This window comes from Paenibacillus sp. LjRoot56 (genome assembly GCF_964253335.1).
Taxonomy (GTDB): domain Bacteria; phylum Bacillota; class Bacilli; order Paenibacillales; family NBRC-103111; genus Paenibacillus_E; species Paenibacillus_E allorhizoplanae.
Map to the genome: position 1 here is coordinate 2,935,578 of NZ_CAXURV020000001.1, position 19,062 is coordinate 2,954,639.

The following is a 19,062-nucleotide window of genomic DNA, read 5'->3' on the forward strand; positions in this document are numbered from 1 at the left end:
CTTGCCATGATGGTGATGTAGAATAAATGGATTTTATGTAGTTAAATTAGAAGAAATGGCTAATTATTTAAGAATAAATGGATTTATTACAGGTAATATCAGCCAATCTTGGCTGCTTGGTCAAAACTCGCTGGATTAGCTGTAGGTTCTCCAGTTATTCAAGCAATTGACTGAAAATGATCTAATATAACTGGAGTTTTTACAGTTAGCTGATTCATCGGAATACTTCCAAATAAAAGGACAGCCATTAGGTAGAATAATCTACGCTAATGACTGTCCTTCTTTAATTACCCGAGTACGACTCGGTCATCTGCTAGCTTATTGCCGCTGATGTTCTCAAACTCGCCAAGCAGCTGCGCTACCGTGAGGTTCTTCTTCCGTTCCTCGTTCACATCAAGAATGATGCGACCTTTATCCATCATGATCAGGCGGTTGCCGAGACGAATCGCTTGCTCCATATTGTGCGTGACCATGAGTGTGGTCAGCTTCATTTCGCGCACGATTTCCTCAGTCAATCGTGTGATCAGTTCAGCCCGCGCGGGATCAAGCGCGGCTGTATGTTCATCAAGCAGCAGAATCTGCGGCTCGGTGAAGGTTGCCATTAGCAAGCTGAGGGCTTGTCGCTCGCCGCCGGAGAGCAGACCGACCTTCGCGCGCAGACGGCTTTCCAAGCCGATACCGAGGCGCTGCAGCTGTTCCAGGAACAGCGCGCGCTTCCGCGCGTTGGTGCCGAAGCTGAGCCCGCGCTTCTTGCCGCGGGCATACGCCATGGCGAGATTCTCCTCGATGGTCATACGAGGAGCGGTCCCCGCCATGGGGTCTTGAAAGACGCGGCCGATCCACTGGCTGCGCTTGTACTCAGGCAGATGGTGAATAACTTCACCATTGATAGCGACTTCGCCGGCGTCAGGCGTCATGACACCGGAAATGATGTTCATCAGCGTCGATTTACCGGCGCCGTTACTGCCGATGACCGTGACGAAGTCACCGGGCTTCAGAGTTAGGTTGATACCGATGAGCGCAATTTTCTCGTCGGCAGAACCAGGGTTAAAGAGTTTGGAAACGTTCGAGAGCTGCAGCATTATCGCTCACCTCCTTTGTTCATTTGCAGCGCGAGCTCGAGGAGCTCAGCAGAGCGCTTCTTCGCATTCGCTTTTTGTTTGATCGCTCGCTGTACCGAAGGCAGAACAAGCGCGATAATGACGATAATCGCGGTAATTAACTTCAAGTCGGACGCTTTCAGCCACTCGACTCGAAGCGCCAATGCGACAACGATTCGGTACACGATGGAACCGAGTACAGCAGCAAGCGTCGCTTGGAAAACGGAGCGAGCCCCAAAAATCGCTTCCCCAATAATAACGGAAGCTAGTCCGACCACGATCATCCCGATACCCATCGAGATGTCGGCAAAGCCTGATTGCTGCGCAATAAGTGCACCGGATAAAGCCACTAATCCATTTGACAAGCTCAAGCCTAGAATCGTGGTTCGGTCCGTATTGGCACCGAAGCTGCGAATCATGCGTGCGTTGTCCCCGGTTGCACGGAGGGCAAGACCCAGATCGGTATGCAGGAACGCATCGAGCAACAATTTGAATACAATCACAATGATCAAAACAACAGTAATTGGTGACATGGAAGTAAACAACGTATCTACTCCTAGAAGCGAAATGTTAGGCTTGCCCATGATTCGCATATTAATCGAGTACAAGGCAATCATCATGAGAATCCCGGACAGCAGCCCATTAATTTTACCCTTCGTATGAAGCAGTCCTGTACAAGCACCAGCCACAAGTCCACCTGCAAAAGCGGCTAAACAAGCAAGAAGCGGTGAATAGCCATTTGCAATCAGAATCGCAGCAATGGCACCGCCTGTTGTAAAGCTACCGTCCACGGTTAGATCGGGGAAATCAAGAATACGAAACGTAATATAAACACCTAGCGCCATCAACGCATAGAGAAGTCCTAGCTCGACGGCACCAGTCATAGAATCCATCATCATTATTCCTCCTAACTTTGAAAAAAAGAGGTGAACGAAAGTGACGTTCACCCCTTTAGTGTCTTTCTACTCACTGAATAATATTTTTCTCTTTATCTTTTACTGCAGCTTTCATCGCATCGGATACTTCGATGCCTTGTGCTTTAGCTGCTTTTAGGTTTAGGATGAGATCCATTTTGTCAGGTACAGTTACTTTCATGTCTGCTGGTTTTTTACCATTTTTGAGGATGTCGACAGCCATTTGGCCTACTTGGTAGCCGTGATCATAGTATTTGAAGCCAACTGTTGCGAAAGCTCCTTTTTCAACGGTATCACGGTCACTGGAGAAGAATGGGATCTTCTTATCGTTCGCGATTTGAATGATACCATCCACACCACTAACAACCGTGTTATCAAGCGTAATCAAGAATGCGTCTGCACGACCAACAAGGGACTGTGCAGCTTGTTTAACTTCTGATGTGTTCGTAACAGGTGCTTTAATGAGCTTGATGCCATGCTTGGTTAAAGATTGTTCGGCATTTTTGGCCATAATGACAGCGTTTGGTTCACCTTCATTCAGGACAAGACCAACTGTCTTAATCTTCGGCATGTTAGCTGCAACGAAGTCCATCAATTGGGCGATGGCCATTGGATTCGTATCGGAAGCTCCGGATACATTACCGCCTGGCTTGTCCACGTTGGTTACAATTTTAGCTGCAAGAGGGTCAGTAACAGCTGCGAAAAGAACTGGAGCCTTCTTCACTTGCTGCACGACTGCTTGTGCGGATGGCGTCGCAATACCAAGTACTAGATCGTTGTCTGCGGAAGCAATTTTTTGAGCGATGGATAAGTTATTCGGTTGATCACCTTGTGCGTTGTTGAAGTCAACTTTCAAGTTCGTGCCTTCTACGATACCTGCATCTTTAAGTGCTGCAAGGAAACCTTGGCGTGTTGCATCCAATGATGGATGTTCAACAATTTGTGAAATCGCGATCTTGTAAGTCTTGGATGCGGCTGCTGTAGCTGCCGGAGTAGTTGAGGCTGCGCCACCTGCTGCAGGTGTTGGCTCAGCTTTTTGACCACAACCTGCGACTAACATAATAGCTGCTGATAATACGATGGATGTGAGTGCTTTCTTTTTCAACAAAATTACCCCTCTCTAAGTTCCCAGATGTTGCTTGGACGCATTGCTCTCCCACCACTTTAACGCTTTCGTTCAGCAAAGCGTGAGAGACGAGGTGCCCAAGTTCTTTTTATAATTAACCATAGTTTAATTGGCTCATGGGGTTTCCGTCAATTGTTTTATCCGAATTTGTGATTTATTTGTAAAGATTTGTCGGGAGGGGAATGACGACTTGCGAATGAAGGGAGGAGGCTTGTACGCAATAAGGAGGACAGCCTTAGAAGCCTAATGAGATGACTAAGGCTGCCCTTGTAATGTTGGGGATAGTGGAAGTCTTTTAGTTAAGAAAGGTTCGTTCGAATTCAGCTTGAAGTTTCTGTGTTGTTGGACCAGGTGAACCAGAACCAATCGATTGGCCGTCTATTTGAAGGATTGGTGTAATTTCTACCGTCGTGCCTGTGATGAAAGCTTCATCCGCCTGTAGAAGTTGTTCCGTTGTGAAAGATTCTTCCTTGACTGGTAGTTGTAAGGCATGCGCAATTCGGAGTACGACAGCACGTGTAATACCATGCAGAATTAAATGATTGGCAGGATGCGTGTAGAGAACCTGATCTTTTACCATCATCAGATTCGATGCGCTGCATTCGGTGACAGTTCCTTCTCGATGAAGCACGACTTCTTGTACACCATGATCAAGTGCAGCTTGCTTCGCTAGGACATTTGGCAGCAAATTTAAGGTCTTGAGATCGCACCGTAACCAGCGAATATCAGGTTGTGTAACGGCTTTGATGCCATTCTGAATGGTGGCTAAAGGACGCTTGACCTCAGTACAATAGGCTAGTAAAACCGGCTCAGCCTGTGTCGGGAATGGATGCGCGCGAGGAGCCTCTCCGCGAGTGATTTGCAAATAAACCGTTCCTTCGATGAGGTTGTTGTGTTGAATGAGCTTGTTTAATATAGATAGGATTTCTTCACTCGTATGCGGTAAGGGAAGGCGTACTTCACTAGCTGTTCGTTCGAGTCGCTGCATATGTGCGGGGCCTTCATAAATCTGTCCATTGTAGACGCGAAACACTTCATAAATACCATCACCAAAGTAATAGCCGCGATCATCAGGTGAGATTTGAATGTCTTGTTTATGTACGAATTCATTTTTATAAAAATACATGTGGGTACACTCCTTAGGAATAAAATAATTATGGAACATATGTTCTAAATAATGCCCTGATGTGGTATCCTACTTATAGGTTAACAAAGGATGAGAGACGCGTCAAAAGCTAGTATATTCGTGACTAGAGTGAATTTGGTTCTTTTGCCAATGGTACATCCATATGTTGTGTAGTATAATAATTTGGCACTACCATATATTGAGAAATAAGGGCTACTAACTCTTGTAGCGACTATCTTAAATGCAGCTGAATATGTAGTCTATTGGGAGGCTTATGGCATGGGGAATGTTTATGAGAGCAAGAAGTTAACGGGATTAAGTGAGAAAATCTTTTTGGATCGCTACGCACTTAAGAACGCAGATACGAGTCATGCGAAGGTGGGGGATACCGTCCTCGTTTTGACCAAGGATGATCCTAAATTCCCAGCTAAAGAGGTTGGCGAAATTATTAGTCGTGAAGGAAATACCGTGAAAGTTCGAACGCGCAGTGGGGAAACCGTGGAATCTGCAGTTGAGAAACTAACGTTAAATATGGAGAAAACACCGGAAGAAATGTGGGATCGCTTGGCAGGCGCGATGGCTTCGGTTGAGAAGACAGCGGAGAAGCGTCAGGAATGGACGGAGAAGTTCAGATATATTCTGAACGATTGGAAACTTGTACCTGGGGGCCGTATTGCAGCAGGCGCGGATGCGAGTGATGAATTGACTTTGTTCAATTGCTACGTTATTCCTTCACCGAAGGATAGTCGCGGTGGGATTATGAACACGTTGACCGAAATGACGGAAATTATGTCACGCGGTGGTGGCGTTGGGATCAATCTGTCTTCGCTTCGTCCAAGACGTTCTGTGGTGAAAGGTGTAAATGGATCGTCCAGCGGTGCTGTCTCTTGGGGCGGATTATTTAGTTATACGACAGGATTGATCGAGCAAGGTGGCAGCCGTCGTGGGGCGTTAATGCTGATGATTAATGATTGGCATCCGGATTTGGAGGATTTCATTACAGTAAAGTCCACCATGGGGCAGATTACGAATGCTAACTTATCCGTGTGTGTCAGCAATGGCTTCATGAAAGCAGTGAAGGAAGATTTGGAGTGGGAACTGGTGTTCCCGGATACGACAGATCCAGAGTACAATGAGTTATGGGATGGTAACTTAGATGCGTGGAAGAAATTAGGCAAGGCGGTTAAACCTTATCGCACGGTTCGCGCGCGTGATGTTTGGCATTCGATTATTGAGTCGGCATGGAAATCCGCTGAGCCTGGCGTAGTTTTCTTGGAATATTACAATCAGATGTCCAACAGTTGGTACTTCAATCCAATCATTTGTACGAATCCATGTGGGGAACAGGGGCTTCCGGCTTGGGGTGTTTGTAATTTATCAGCGATCAATCTATCGAAGTTCTATGATGCAGAGAAGCACGACGTCGATTGGAAAGAGCTTGCTACCGTCGTGCGCTATTCAACGCGTTTTCTGGATAATGTCATTGACAAAACACCGTATCATTTTGAAGAAAATCGGGTGAATCAGCAAAATGAGCGCCGGGTAGGATTAGGTACGATGGGTCTGGCGGAGCTTATGATTCTTTTGAAAATACGGTACGGCAGCCCTGAATCACTCGAGTTCTTGGACAAGATATATGGGTTCATGGCGAGAGAAGCGTATCTAGCTTCATCTGAGATTGCAGGCGAGAAGGGATCCTTCCAAGCCTTTATCGAGGATAAATTTATGGAAAGCGGCTTTATGCGCAAAATGACAGAGGTATATCCTGAGGTTGGAGCGGCCATTCATCAGAATGGTATGCGTAACGTGACAGTAATTACCCAAGCACCAACGGGAAGTACCGGGACGATGGTTGGCACATCGACAGGGATCGAACCCTACTTCGCATTCGAGTACTATCGTCAAAGTCGCCTAGGCTTCGATAAACAGTATGTGCCGATTGCGCAGAATTGGAAAGACGCGAATCCAGATCAAGATCTGCCGGATTATTTCGTTACCTCAATGAGCTTGTCCGCTGAGGACCATATTCGCGCACAAGCAGCCATTCAGACGTGGGTGGATAGCTCGATTTCGAAGACAGCTAACTGTCCAGCTGATTTCACGGTTGAAGAAACGAAACGACTCTATGAATTGGCCTATGATCTGGGTTGTAAAGGTGTAACAATCTACCGCGATGGCAGCCGTGATGTCCAGGTATTAAGCACAAGCTCGGATAAGAAGGAAGAAACGAAAGTGGAGGCTCAGCCGGAAGTTGCTCCAGTAGCTGTTGCGGCAGAGGCTGTTGTGGAGAAAGAAAGCTTTGCTGCCATTTCTGGCAAACTTGCTGTGAATGTGGACGCTAAGACGGAGCAAGGCTTCGATAAGCAATACAAGCGTCGTCCGCAAATTCTGCGTGGCGCTACTTATAAAGTGAATACGCCATTCGGTATGGCGTATATCACGATCAATGATATGAACGGAACGCCGAGTGAGATTTTCCTTAACGTAGGAAAAGCTGGCTCCGACGTGTTCGCGATGTCCGAAGCACTTGGGCGCGTGTGCTCCTTGTTCTTGCGCTATGGCGATCACGGTGACAAAGTGAAGTTGCTCGTGAAGCACTTGAAAGGCATTGGCGGCTCCGGCGCCATTGGTTTTGGCAACAACCGCGTCGAGTCGATCGCAGATGCGGTTGCCAAAGCGCTCGAGCAGCACGACGAAGTGATGAGCGAGCCTGACGACGCGCGGAACTACGTGACCGCGACGAGTGAAGTTGTTGAGGCAGCGCCGGCGGCTGGCGCTGCAGGGGTTGGCGGGCACGCGGCTCCGAGCACGACGAGTGTCGCGGCGATGGATCTGTGCACGTCGTGTGGATCGGCTTCGCTGGTGAACAGCGAAGGGTGTAAGAATTGTATCAACTGCGGCTATAGCAGATGTAATTGATGAAAAATCCAGGGCGGAGGCCCTGGATTTTTTTTTTGTTTTCATTTTGTTTCTTTACAAAAGATCGTTATATTTTAAATTCATGCCGGTTTCAAATCACGGTTATTGCCATTTGTATCGTTGTTAGAATGACCTATCTCATGTGCTTGTTTTTGCAAATAAAGTGACCAAAAATGAACAAGTTGAAGCCCGTCAATCAATTCCACATCTACTTCATTTGCATAAGTTTGCGCATTTGCAGTAAATCCACTTGTGGTGACAACAATGCCACCTTTTGCATTCTGCTTTACAATTTGAGAATGGATAATGGCAATTGGATCAAACGGGACATCATCTTTATAGCATTTTACTTGAACTAGAAAGAGACCGTTACTCCGTTGATGTTCGATGTCTACCCCAAAATCCCCTGAACTTTGTGTAACGTATGTTGTCCCTCCGTAAATTCCTTCAAGAATATCGGCCACAAAATATTCGAATTCATAAGGATTGTTCTTTATAAAGTTGCTAGTGATGGCCTGTTTGTTTAATTCGTCTTCTTTTTTGTCTTCCTTTTTAAACCGATAATACAATCCCATTGCAATTGTTTTATACATTTGGTGATTCGTATTGAGTAATTTAGTGGAAAGTGAACGAAGAGAAACAAGTTCTTTTTCTTTCAAATTGTACTTGTAGATACCGAATCCTATAATAGTGATAATTAAAAAAGTGAATAAGATTTCCATTATTTAACTTCCTCTCCTTTTCTAACAAGTTATTTCCACTTTGTAATCAAGACATACTCCAGCCACACTTTATGAGCGGGGCTGCTAGCTATACAAGGCATAAACTTGGATCGATTCAGATTAATAAAGAAGCAGATGAGATAACTCCTCATCTGCTCCTTTATTAATTTTTTTTTCGGCAATGTATCGCCTTTAAATTCAACTAATATCGCATATTTAAATTAAATTTTCGAATTCCTACCTTCAGGTTAATATATAGGGATAATTGACAACCGAGCTTTCCAATAAGTGTATTATTTTTCATTTCCCAACTTTCCCTAAAAAGGAATAAAGTGAGACAACTCGAATTACTATATCGTGCTATCAAATATTTATATTGGAGGTTCATTTTGTGAAAAAGCAATCCCTATTCAATATAATATCTATAAGTTTTATATGGATTTTTGTATTAATCCTTCCACTTACTGTGTCAGCTGACGGAAGTAGTGTTGTTACTCTTGAAGACCCTGCACTAGATAGAGTGATTCGAAAACAACTTAAAAAAGACGATTCTCCCTTAACACAAGCTGACATGGATAAATTGGTTACATTAGGGCCTACAACTTGGCAAGGGATTACTAATTTAAATGGATTGGAGCATGCGACTAATTTAAGAAATTTATTCTTAGCAGTAAATGAAATCGAAGATATTAGTCCACTTTTGGGTTTGAAGAATCTTAGAGTATTAACTCTTCGATACAATAAATTAAGTAATATGGAATTATTGGGGAGAATGAAACAGTTAGAAGTTTTAGATTTAGCTGCGAGTAATATTACTGATATTAGTTTCCTTAAAGGAGCTTCACAACTAAAGGAATTAAATTTAGCTGATAATCAAATTTCTGATCTTTCCCCTCTACAAGATTTCAAACAATTAGAACGATTTACTGCCTATCATAATCAAATCAGTGATATTTCCCCATTGTCGAAACTTCATTCATTAAAATTTATTGATCTTAAGGAAAATCAAATTGAAGATATAAGTTCAATACGAAGTCTGCTCAATTTGGGCTACTTGGGTGTTCAAGATAATTTAATAAAAGATATTAACTCATTAAGCGGACTCAACAAACTAGGCGGCTTAGAATTATCAAATAATCCGATTGAAGATTTAAGTGTAATAAAACAACTCACAAATCTTACGAATCTTAATTTAGGATCACTACATTTAAAAGATATTAGCTTTCTTGAGAATCTGACTAATCTTTATAGGCTTGATCTAGATAATAACCGAATTTCGGATATTCATGTTCTTCTAAAGCTTAAGAAACTTCGAACTGTGATTTTATCAAAAAATGAGATCTCGGACCTTTCACCTTTATATGATTCAGATCTATTAGATTCACTTTACTTAGAACATAACAAGATTACAGATATCACACCAATGAGTTCTTTGAAACAATTACGGTTTCTAAAACTTAGTTATAATCCGATTATTAATTTGGATCCATTAGCTAAATTGCCTAAGTTAAACTCACTCTATTTAGATCATAATGGAATTAATTCACTTGATTTTCTAGAAACCCTAGCGCAGCTTTCAATACTCACTTTAAATGATAATATGATTAGCAATCTCAAGGGAATTGAAAGTCAAACTAAATTATCTTCACTAGAACTACAAAATAATCGTATTGCTAATTTAATGCCATTAGAAAAAGTTAATAAATTGCAATCACTTTATTTGGATGGGAATGGCATCTCTAATATATCAGTTTTGTCCTCACAAACGGATCTGAGAAGGATATCTCTTATTAATAATGATTTATCGGATATTTCAATTTTAGAAAGTCAAAATCAACTTTGGGAAATATATGTAGCTAATAATCCTATCAGTGAAGATTCTTTGAATTGGTTAATGGTTAGACAAGAGAATGGGGTGGTCACTTCTTATGGTGATCACATATTTGTAGAGATAGATGGTAAAATTCAAGAATATTCGACTGAAGAAGATCCTCAAAATATGAAAGGGTCAATATATGTTCCTATGAGGAAAATATTCGAGGCGCTACATGCAAAAGTAACATGGGAGAGTGATACTCGTTCTGTTGTTGCAACTAAATCAAATTTGTCATTAAAACTTCAGGTAGGTTCTAAAAAGATGGAAATTAATGGGGCAGTAAAGGAGCTAGACACAGAAGTTCAAATAATCAACGGCAGTACATTTGTCCCTATTAGACTTGTCAGTGAAGCATTAGGAGCAGAGGTTAAATGGGATGCCTCAAAAAAGACGGTCGTAATTACAGCCAATTAATAACAATATTGAAGGAATGATTAGGATCATATAATGCTTTGTATAATTATGCATAAGTAAAAAATATTACTAAATATTTTTTCTAACGAATTCTGCAATAAACACTCATTTTCACCGCGGAGTTCTTTAAATTCTAAACAATTCTGAAACAACCAAAACGGAGCGCCGCGGGTTTGCGGGCTCCGTTTTCTAATTTATTTTGAAATATCACAATTTTTGTGAAATTCCATAATTAATTAGAATTGTTTCAAATATCTTTGGAATATTTATTTCATAATTCGTTGGAATGAAATATTTATGCAAAAAATTGAATAAAAATACAATAAGGGTAGGCGAATATGAACATTGCCTACCCTTATTGTATTTTTGTTAATGGAGAGATTATTGAAATGAGGTTTTCTAACCATTTAGAAATGTATTCAAATGAGTCTTTTAAAGGATACCTTCATCGTTTAGCAATCATCAACCACCGTAAGATCAATGACTTCGACTTGGAGTAACAGTTAATATTCGAAATGTTCTTCCCAAGAAAGAACAGAGTAAGCTATTCTTATAAAAAAAGTATGGAGGCTCATATGTTAAAAGTACTAGTGGCAGAGGACGAACCATGGATCAGAGCGGCTATTGTCGAAGCGGTAGAAAGTATAGGACATGACATTAAAGTAGTAGGGGATGTTACGAACGGCGTTGAAGCTTGGCACGTGATTCAGCAACTGTGGCCAACTGTATTAATAACGGATATTATGATGCCGGAAATGGATGGACTGGAATTGGTTCGAAATATTTCGGAGAACAAAATCCCGATGGCCGTTATTATCATCAGCGGGTATGAAAATTTTCAATATGCGCAAAGAGCAATTAGTTACGGTGTGAATAAGTACCTCCTTAAGCCTGTCAATCGGGATGAATTGCGGGAAGCTGTGTTGGATGCAATGGGGAAATTAACGGAAATTGAGAAAATGAATCATTATTTGATTCGTATCCAAACTTATTTCGATACAATCAATGATTTGGACCCTAAGGAGGGTATAAAAAAAATATACAAACTTATTGATGATATACAAATCATCAAGCATTTGAACTATGGCGCTTACTTAAGCTTGCTTAGAATTATCGAGTCCAAAATCTGCTCTTTGCTGGCCAGCATTGAAGCGGAGCATATGACAATAGCTCAATTCAACGGGGTTCCCGATCAAGAAATTCGATCGCATCTGGGCAAATTGGTAGAAGCCTGGTTCCTTCATCCGGAACGTAATAAAAAGGAATTCAAACAAATCATTAAATCCGCATGTGATTTTATTCGTACCCATTATCAGGATGACATCACACTTACGCAAATGGCGGAGTATACAGATTTAAGCATCTCTCATTTCGGCGCCCTCTTCAAAAGATATACCGGGGAATCGCTGATAAGTTATATCAACCAAGTGCGAGTGGAGAAGGCGAAGGAGCTTCTTCGAAACTCTAAGGATAAAATATACGCAATTGCCGAAGAAGTTGGATTCTCGAGCCAAACCTATTTTATACGAGTTTTCAAAAATATGACGGGGATGTCCCCCAATGAATATCGGAAGAATTTGGGGATATGAACATGAAACATTTTCTCTATCGCATGTCCTTGAAACAAAAAATCATTCTAAGTTTTATCAGCATAGCCATGATCGCAGTATTGTTAATGAATTATGTCTCTCATTATTATTATAGTCGCTCGACCCAGCAGGATTTCTACAACATCGCAGAAACCACGACCGAAAGTCTTAACCATCAATTGGAAATCTATTTTCAGCAAATCGCTAAATCAACGTATGCCATGAATGCAGGGGTATTACGTTATTCAAGTGTACTCCTGCAGATAGGGGACTCGTCCATAATTCAGGATTGGCTTCGAGATGCGTCCTCGGTGGGGCCCGAAAAGCAGGCTATGATCAAAGAGATTCTCAATAAGTATATTGCGTTTAATTATCCAGAAATCGAGAACATGTATCTAATATCAAAGGATCGAAATGTTTTGCAGTCGTCAGGAACGACAACAGATACCGAATTGGCAAGACAACCGTGGTATCAGATGCCACCAAGCCCCAAATTGGAAATATTTCCCACTATGTACAGGGACGGTGGCAATATTCCTCTTATTGAAGCTGCCATTCCGATTTTTGACGTGAATAATACAAAGATATCGGGCCGCCTTGTGCTGCAAATGGGATTGACCGAGATCAAGAATATGATCGGGAGCATGCGCATTGGCAAAACCGGTTATATCTTTATGGTGTCAACAGATGGAAGAATCGTCTATCACCCTAGCTCTAATATGCTCTCATCTCCAATTGAAGACACGGAGCTTTCCTGGCTTACGCTGGATGAGCCAAACTCCCTGCAGCAATGGCGGGGGGAAGAATATCTTGTTTCCTATAGCATCTCAAACCTCACAGGATGGAAGACGATCGCATTAGTGCCGCTGAAGGAAATGGCGACAGGCTTGGCAATCGCTCAAATTTCCGCAATCGTCGTCATGGCGCTGCTCATTCTGCTTATTATCATAGCTGTACCGATTGCAGCTAATCGGATTACGCGTCCAATGATGCAGCTGAAGAAAGCGATGGAAAAGCTGCAGACCGGAGATTTATCCGTCCGGGCGCCTGTTACGCCAGGGCGTGACGAAATACAACTGCTGAGTGTAAGTTTTAATCGTATGGCGGAGAGACTGAATGAGCTTGTCAATACGCTGTACAGTATGGAGCTCAAGGAGGTCCAGATGCAGCTGCTTCAGAAAGAGGCGACGATTCAAGCACTTCAAAATCAAATCAACCCTCACCTCTTGTACAATACCTTGGATATCATCAAGAGTATCGCGTTCTTGGAGGGAGTTCCTAGGATAGAGAAAATGGCAGAAAATTTAGCATCCTTATATCGATTTACCGCAAGGTTGGAGCCGAAGGAGATTAGTCTTGAGGAGGAGCTGGAGAAGCTTAAGAAATACCTGGAGATCATTCATATACGTTTTACCAAACATTTCGAAAGCAAAGTTTATGTGGATGAGAAGTATTTGCTAACACCTATTATCAAGCTGTCTTTACAGCCCATTGTCGAGAATGCGGTGAAATATGCGGTTGAACCCCGTAACGGAAAGGCTGCTGTGCTTGTCAGTGCATATCCCGACGGTAATGACCTGATTATCGAGATTGCGGACAATGGTGTAGGTATGGATGAAACCATTTTACGCAACCTGAAACAACGGTTGGCAACCATTACGAATCAGATAGAGCAGGGAATGAAATCATATGAATCGCTTGGACTCACTAACGTTCATCATCGGTTAGTGCTTTATTACGGAAAAGGGTATGGCATCGACATCCACTCCTTTCCTAAGCAGGGAACAGTCGTTTCGGTGAGAATTCCTTTTCACAAATCGTATAACAATTCGTGAGATTGTACAATTTTCTGGGCTAAGGGAAGTTATATACTTAACATTGTCAAGAGAATATAACCAAGGGGAGTGTTACTCTAAATGAAGCTAACAAAGACGGTTACAGGATCCTTTCTTGCCCTTAGCCTGATCGCAGGTTGTTCATCTGGCGATAACGGTGGAAACGCACCGAGTGCAAGTACATCGTCAGATTCCGGGAAAAATAAAGAAAGAATCCCGATTACGATAGCTGCTCAGTACTGGAGTGGTCCGAAATGGGCAGAAGATCACCCAACTATCAAGTATTTAAATGAAAAATTTAATGTTGACATTAAGCTCCAGCTTATTAACGGACCTGAGTACAACGAGAAATTGAAGGTTATGGCGGCGTCGGGTTCTCTGCCGGATTTATATCGAGCATACAGTGACACGTATATAACTTGGCAGCGTGAAGGCGCGTTCATGGATTTATCGGGAGTACTACCGGAATATAAGAACCTAAGCAAAGCTTTCCCGATGGATCATGAAGCTGTGAAAGTACTTAACCCCAGTGGAAAGCTGTACGGTCTCCCTGAAATTAGCTGGACTGTTAGGGATACGGTGCAAATCCGACAGGACTGGCTGGATAACCTCGGGATGAAGCTTCCTTCAGCAGATGAATTTACAGTTGACAAATTCTATGAAATTGCCAAGGCGTTCGCGAAACAGGATCCAGACAAGAACGGCAAAAATGACACGGTAGGCTTTGCAGCCAATAACATCTCTCTCCGTAATGCGTTCGGCATTGCAAACGAGTGGACAAAGAAAGATGGGAAACTAATCCCGCACCAGTTGCAAGTTGAGGAATATAAAGCTTATCTTGCCTTCATGAAGAAGGCTTATAGTGAAGGCGTGTTGGATCGAGACTTTGTGCTTCGCAAGACGCCTGAGATTGAAGATCTAATGAAGTCGAATAAACTGGGTCTGTTTCAGTACCACAACGCTTACAATGACATTGAGTCAGCTGTCAAAAAAACCTTCCCTGAAACGAAACCGGTTATCGTTCCTATGGCTCCGCCTGCCGGACCTGCGGGACTTCGCGGAAACACGAATATGGCGATCGGCCTTACCAAGCAGGTTATCAACGCGAAGGCGGGTAAGGAGAAGATCGATCGCATTCTTCAAATCCTTGATTGGTGGGTCACAGAGGAAGGTACGAAGGTCATGAAGAATGGTGTCGAAGGTGTCCATTATAAGAAGAACGCAGAAGGGAAGTACGAGATCACCGATAAGTGGGAGCCTGACGTGCCACGCCACCTGAACAGCAATCTGTTTAAACGTCCAGGAACGGATTTCAACCTCTATTTATGGACTAGCCCAGCTGAAATTAAACGTAATGAGGATTACAAAGCACTTGTCGAAAAATATCCATGGCCGAATGCCGCAATGGGACTTGAAGTCTATTCGGATACTTACAAGAAGAAGAGCGCTGATTTGAACGCAAAGTTTCAAGAAGCAACGTACAAAATTATTATGGGTGAACAGCCAGTCGAATCCATCGATAAGGCTTCCAAGGACTGGGTTGCAAATGGTGGGGAACAAATCATAAAAGAAATCAACGAAGCAGCGGTACAGAAATAATGACTTTCACGAGCTTCGGTAGGACAGGCCGCATCTTTATTGCGGCCTGTCCTACTCTTCACGCTCGTGTTAGGTTGGACTTGGAGGTAGAGAAATCTATGAATCAAAAGGTATCACACACGAATATCGCAAGAGCACAATCGATTCCTTCGGCGAAAACAAAAGCAAAGTACTTAAAACGAGCATTCCCGTTTTATTTGATGATCTTTCCAGGGCTGTTGTATTTCCTAATCTTCCGATACGGTCCGATGTTCGGTCTATTCATCGCATTCAAGGATTACTCACCATTTCAAGGCGTATGGAAGAGTGAGTGGATCGGATTCGACCATTTCGTTCGATTATTCTCTGAGAGTGACTTTTTGCTGTTACTTAAAAACACATTACTACTAAATCTTCTGGATATCGTGATAGCTTTCCCATTCCCGATTCTAATCGCAATTTTGCTCAATGAAGTGAGATTTAAATACTTTAAAAACGCCATGCAAACCATATTGTACGCGCCGCATTTTCTTTCATGGGTTGTCATTGTTGGAATCACGATGATATTCTTCCGGGCGCAAGATGGCGGTGTAAACATGATGTTGGAAGCTTTGGGATATGACCGCATCAATTTGATGACGGATCAGCAATATTTTCGCTGGGTTTGGATATTTCACAATATTTGGCAAGGAGCTGGTTGGGGCGCGATTATTTATTTGGCGTCAATCGCTTCTATCGATCCAGCATTGTATGAAGCTGCCAGGGTGGATGGAGCAAGCAGGATTCGCCAAATCTGGCATATTACCTTGCCATCGCTGAAATCCGTTATTCTGATCATGCTTATTCTGCGGGTTGGAAATTTTATCGATGTTGGCTTCGAACATATTTTTCTGCTGCAGAATCCAATGAACCTTCAAGTGTCGGACGTTTTTGAAACCTATGTATATCGCCAAGGACTAGTACAAGGCGATTTCAGCTATGCTACCGCGATCGGATTGTTTAAATCGTTCGTAGGACTCGTAATGGTCTTAGGTGCGAATAAAATCGCGAAACGATTCGGAGAGGAGGGGGTGTATTAATGGTGAAACGCATTTCGAAGGGCGACCTCGTTTTTACGTGTCTCCTATACGCTTTTCTTATCATCTTCACGATTTCGATTCTGTTTCCGCTATTGTACGTAATTACGACTTCGTTCGCTCCAGTTCGAGATTACTACACGCGGGGCTTCTTTCTCCTCCCAAGCTCTTGGACATTGGAAGCTTATCAATACTTATTGAACAATCCCGGCTTTCTTAGCGCGTTCAAGAGTTCAGTGATCATTACCGTTGTCGGAACACTTATCAATATCACCCTTACTTCTTTGATGGCATACGGTTTGTCGGAATCTTGGATTAAGGGCAGGTCTGTCATTAACTTCTTAATCTTGTTTACGATGCTATTCTCCGGCGGCCTGATCCCGACTTATTTAATCGTGGACGGACTTGGGCTCACCAACACCTATTGGGCGCTATGGCTTCCAGTGGCAATCGCCCCTTTTAATGTGATCGTTATGCGCAGCTTCTTTGCGGCTCTTCCTAACGAACTTAAGGAATCGGCGAGGATAGATGGCTGCGGGGAGTGGAGGATGTTCGCAACGATTATCTTGCCTTTGGCGAAGCCTGCGATCGCAACATTTACCTTATTTTATCTGGTTGGAAACTGGAATACTTATTTTTCAGCCGTTATCTATTTAAATGACGATTCAAAGTGGCCGCTTCAAGTATTCTTAAGACAAATGTTGGTCCTTAATGATGAGAAAACTGGTCAATTGAACGAAGTGTTATTTACTTACACCCCTGCTGCGCGTATGGCAGCAATTTTGATTACGGCACTTCCGTTACTCGTTATCTATCCGTTTCTTCAGAAGCATTTCAATAAGGGGATGTTCGTAGGTTCAGTTAAAGGATGACTGTATATGCAAGAGGAGGAGACTTACTTTGGCGCATACCGAAAGATCTGACTCGCCTGTCCGTCTGCATGGAAGATGGTAAAGCGCGTGACCATGAATAGGTACTTGGCACAGTTCCGGACCCTGTCTCGGGAGAGGAGGAACGAGCTGACGTCATGATCCAATACGCAGTACCCGAGAATCACTGCCCGGAGTGGTCGGAGGCTTATTGCATCCCATTCGTACAGAACGGCGGCATAACAGAGCTCCACATTGCTGCGGGCGATGATCTTGGCCTCGTGTACGGTAAAACTGATATTAATCAAAATCGCAAATATCATGAAAATGCTAAGAACTATAAGCTTTTCCTGATAAAAATTTTTCGATGAATATTTATGTATAAACCGTATTAAGGCTGAAATTTTTTTCTAACGAATTCTGCAACAAACAGTTATTTTCGCCGAGTCGAACTTTAAATCTAACAAATTCTGAAACAACAGAAACGGAGCCACGCGGGTTTGCGGACTCCGTTTTATAATTATTTATGAAACATCACAATTTTGTTGTGAAATTCCAGAATGTGAGTTGTAATTCACTTTGTCATCGTTTGGAACGTCATTTGTCATAGATTTGGAACGTAATTTTGTCACTACTTAGACTAGTCCCGATGTGGCTTAAAGCCTTGATACATCGGGATTTTTTACGTGCTATGCGATTAGGAAGTAAGCATGAATTTAGAATGAGAGCGAATAGAAGTTCGTGAATTTTATCTTGAAAATTTATGGAATAACTTTTGTCATAAGTCGTTATTTTCCAAGGGAGGCTTCCATGAACATTATTGGTGAAAACATAAAAAGGTTGAGAAAGATCCATAACTTAAATCAAGTTGATTTTTCAAATCTAATTGGTGTTTCTCAAGGTAATGTTCATTGGAGTGGTTGCTTACTGGTTCTATTAACCAAGTGGATGAAGAGAAAGAGTCTCATTATCGTAATTTGCAAACAACTTCATTTGAGAGTGAGTTAATCAGTGCATTTAGAAAACTTAGTACAGAAAATCAGTTAGAAATATTTGAAATTATTAATATAAAACTAAGGAGATAACTAGATAATTTTCTTGAATAAATTTAACTTTGCCTTTGACAATGTAAGATCGATTGATAGGGGAGATCACGATGGGGAATGGGCAAAAGAGAAATGAAATCTGTTTCTGCGGAAGTGGAAATTAATAATCCGAATTCAACCATTAACATCGGTGATACATTAAGAAATAGAGAAAATGTTACTCAAGAAATTCAAATCAAAGGTATAGAAATGATAAATTATGGGAGCAATTTTAAGAACAGACGCCTAGATATAATCGGAATATTAGTGGAAATATCTGATGAAGAGGCTTTAGAAATTAAAGGGAAAACATTGATAGTGCTGAACTAAAGTCTAATTTTTGCATCAATATAAACACAAATGAAAAAGTAATAATCAAGATAAGGGATGATTCCTTGGACGATTACGTTGGAATAATATTGTGTTGTTGCTGGGGGTTGGATTTCTGTTTATACGTAAATCTAAACTGTATAAAAGAAATTTGACAGCACGATTGACAGGCTATGCATTTGTTTTAATGAGTATTATCCTTGTTTTTGTTGTCATAATAGCGTATCTCTCTCAAGTATCACACGGATATGGACACTAGATGATATTAAGCTCCCTCGGTATGATTTGATTTTCTCACGCAAGCTCGTCTATTCGCAGGATTTCATCTTTTAGATATCGTTGATGAATGAAAGATAGCGAGATAAATTAGGATCTGTCGTTAAAAAGGCATGCGGGAACAGAGGTGAAGCTAACTCACCCAATTCATTCCAAATGATGCACGTATTCTCCACGGTGCCCTTAGCGATTTTCACTCCCATGTCTCCACGGGTCAAATTGCCCTT

14 protein-coding genes are annotated in these 19,062 nt (G+C 42.1%); 9 read left to right on the top strand and 5 right to left on the bottom strand.

Features of this window, described 5'->3' with window-relative positions; translation table 11 throughout:
* Positions 1-287: 287 nt before the first annotated feature.
* The 4 genes from ACSQ8O_RS13075 to dat all read right to left on the bottom strand — a co-directional run bounded on the left by ACSQ8O_RS13075 (position 288) and on the right by dat (position 4,266).
* A complete protein-coding gene (locus ACSQ8O_RS13075; RefSeq protein WP_436241903.1) occupies positions 288-1,082 on the bottom strand; it encodes an ABC transporter ATP-binding protein in 795 nt (264 codons plus the stop codon).
* Complete coding sequence (locus ACSQ8O_RS13080; RefSeq protein ID WP_056615896.1) at positions 1,082-1,996, bottom strand: ABC transporter permease; 915 nt, start codon at positions 1,994-1,996, stop codon at positions 1,082-1,084. The genes ACSQ8O_RS13075 and ACSQ8O_RS13080 overlap by 1 nt, the downstream gene beginning before the upstream one ends.
* Positions 1,997-2,066: 70 nt before the next feature.
* Complete coding sequence (locus ACSQ8O_RS13085; RefSeq protein ID WP_436241904.1) at positions 2,067-3,119, bottom strand: ABC transporter substrate-binding protein; 1,053 nt, start codon at positions 3,117-3,119, stop codon at positions 2,067-2,069.
* 316 nt (positions 3,120-3,435) lie between these two features.
* Positions 3,436-4,266, bottom strand: a complete 831-nt coding sequence (dat, locus tag ACSQ8O_RS13090) for a D-amino-acid transaminase (RefSeq protein WP_436241905.1) — start codon at positions 4,264-4,266, stop codon at positions 3,436-3,438.
* Between the two features lie 279 nt (positions 4,267-4,545).
* Between dat and ACSQ8O_RS13095 the strand changes: the two genes are divergently transcribed.
* On the top strand, positions 4,546-7,185 hold the full coding sequence (locus ACSQ8O_RS13095) for an adenosylcobalamin-dependent ribonucleoside-diphosphate reductase (protein WP_436241906.1): 2,640 nt from the start codon (positions 4,546-4,548) through the stop codon (positions 7,183-7,185).
* An 80-nt stretch (positions 7,186-7,265) separates the two neighbouring features.
* Here the strand turns inward: ACSQ8O_RS13095 and ACSQ8O_RS13100 are convergent, their stop codons facing one another.
* Positions 7,266-7,907, bottom strand: a complete 642-nt coding sequence (locus ACSQ8O_RS13100) for a restriction endonuclease (protein WP_436241907.1) — start codon at positions 7,905-7,907, stop codon at positions 7,266-7,268.
* A gap of 391 nt (positions 7,908-8,298) precedes the next feature.
* Here ACSQ8O_RS13100 and ACSQ8O_RS13105 point away from each other — a divergent pair, with 391 nt between their 5' ends.
* The 8 genes from ACSQ8O_RS13105 (at position 8,299) to ACSQ8O_RS13140 (ending at position 18,559) form a co-directional block, all read left to right on the top strand.
* A complete protein-coding gene (locus ACSQ8O_RS13105; RefSeq protein WP_436241908.1) occupies positions 8,299-10,197 on the top strand; it encodes a leucine-rich repeat domain-containing protein in 1,899 nt (632 codons plus the stop codon).
* A gap of 575 nt (positions 10,198-10,772) precedes the next feature.
* Positions 10,773-11,786 (top strand): response regulator transcription factor, encoded by a 1,014-nt coding sequence (locus ACSQ8O_RS13110; RefSeq protein ID WP_436241909.1) that lies wholly within the window; start codon positions 10,773-10,775, stop codon positions 11,784-11,786.
* A gap of 2 nt (positions 11,787-11,788) precedes the next feature.
* Entirely contained in the window at positions 11,789-13,621 is a 1,833-nt protein-coding gene (locus tag ACSQ8O_RS13115; protein ID WP_436241910.1) for a sensor histidine kinase, read from the top strand.
* Between the two features lie 81 nt (positions 13,622-13,702).
* Positions 13,703-15,220, top strand: coding sequence for an extracellular solute-binding protein (locus ACSQ8O_RS13120; protein WP_056615707.1), 1,518 nt, complete (start codon positions 13,703-13,705; stop codon positions 15,218-15,220).
* Positions 15,221-15,318: 98 nt separating this feature from the next.
* The gene (locus ACSQ8O_RS13125) at positions 15,319-16,278 is read left to right on the top strand and encodes an ABC transporter permease (RefSeq protein ID WP_436241911.1); all 960 of its coding nucleotides are present in this window, start codon (positions 15,319-15,321) and stop codon (positions 16,276-16,278) included.
* Entirely contained in the window at positions 16,278-17,147 is an 870-nt protein-coding gene (locus tag ACSQ8O_RS13130) for a carbohydrate ABC transporter permease (protein WP_056615701.1), read from the top strand. Before ACSQ8O_RS13125 ends, ACSQ8O_RS13130 begins: the two co-directional genes overlap by 1 nt.
* Before the next feature lie 155 nt (positions 17,148-17,302).
* On the top strand, positions 17,303-17,515 hold the full coding sequence (locus ACSQ8O_RS13135; protein WP_436241912.1) for a hypothetical protein: 213 nt from the start codon (positions 17,303-17,305) through the stop codon (positions 17,513-17,515).
* A gap of 792 nt (positions 17,516-18,307) precedes the next feature.
* Positions 18,308-18,559, top strand: coding sequence for a hypothetical protein (locus tag ACSQ8O_RS13140; protein WP_436241913.1), 252 nt, complete (start codon positions 18,308-18,310; stop codon positions 18,557-18,559).
* Positions 18,560-19,062 lie beyond the last annotated feature (503 nt).

What these genes read in the sequence shown, in the direction of transcription:
- ACSQ8O_RS13075 (WP_436241903.1), bottom strand. Translation starts at nt 1,082, where the DNA reads ATGCTGCAGCTCTCGAACGTTTCCAAACTCTTTAACCCTGGTTCTGCC.
- ACSQ8O_RS13080 (WP_056615896.1), bottom strand. Translation starts at nt 1,996, where the DNA reads ATGATGGATTCTATGACTGGTGCCGTCGAGCTAGGACTTCTCTATGCG.
- dat (WP_436241905.1), bottom strand. Translation starts at nt 4,266, where the DNA reads ATGTATTTTTATAAAAATGAATTCGTACATAAACAAGACATTCAAATC.
- ACSQ8O_RS13095 (WP_436241906.1), top strand. Translation starts at nt 4,546, where the DNA reads ATGGGGAATGTTTATGAGAGCAAGAAGTTAACGGGATTAAGTGAGAAA.
- ACSQ8O_RS13100 (WP_436241907.1), bottom strand. Translation starts at nt 7,907, where the DNA reads ATGGAAATCTTATTCACTTTTTTAATTATCACTATTATAGGATTCGGT.
- ACSQ8O_RS13110 (WP_436241909.1), top strand. Translation starts at nt 10,773, where the DNA reads ATGTTAAAAGTACTAGTGGCAGAGGACGAACCATGGATCAGAGCGGCT.
- ACSQ8O_RS13115 (WP_436241910.1), top strand. Translation starts at nt 11,789, where the DNA reads ATGAAACATTTTCTCTATCGCATGTCCTTGAAACAAAAAATCATTCTA.
- ACSQ8O_RS13120 (WP_056615707.1), top strand. Translation starts at nt 13,703, where the DNA reads ATGAAGCTAACAAAGACGGTTACAGGATCCTTTCTTGCCCTTAGCCTG.
- ACSQ8O_RS13125 (WP_436241911.1), top strand. Translation starts at nt 15,319, where the DNA reads ATGAATCAAAAGGTATCACACACGAATATCGCAAGAGCACAATCGATT.
- ACSQ8O_RS13130 (WP_056615701.1), top strand. Translation starts at nt 16,278, where the DNA reads ATGGTGAAACGCATTTCGAAGGGCGACCTCGTTTTTACGTGTCTCCTA.
- ACSQ8O_RS13135 (WP_436241912.1), top strand. Translation starts at nt 17,303, where the DNA reads ATGATCCAATACGCAGTACCCGAGAATCACTGCCCGGAGTGGTCGGAG.
- ACSQ8O_RS13140 (WP_436241913.1), top strand. Translation starts at nt 18,308, where the DNA reads ATGGGCAAAAGAGAAATGAAATCTGTTTCTGCGGAAGTGGAAATTAAT.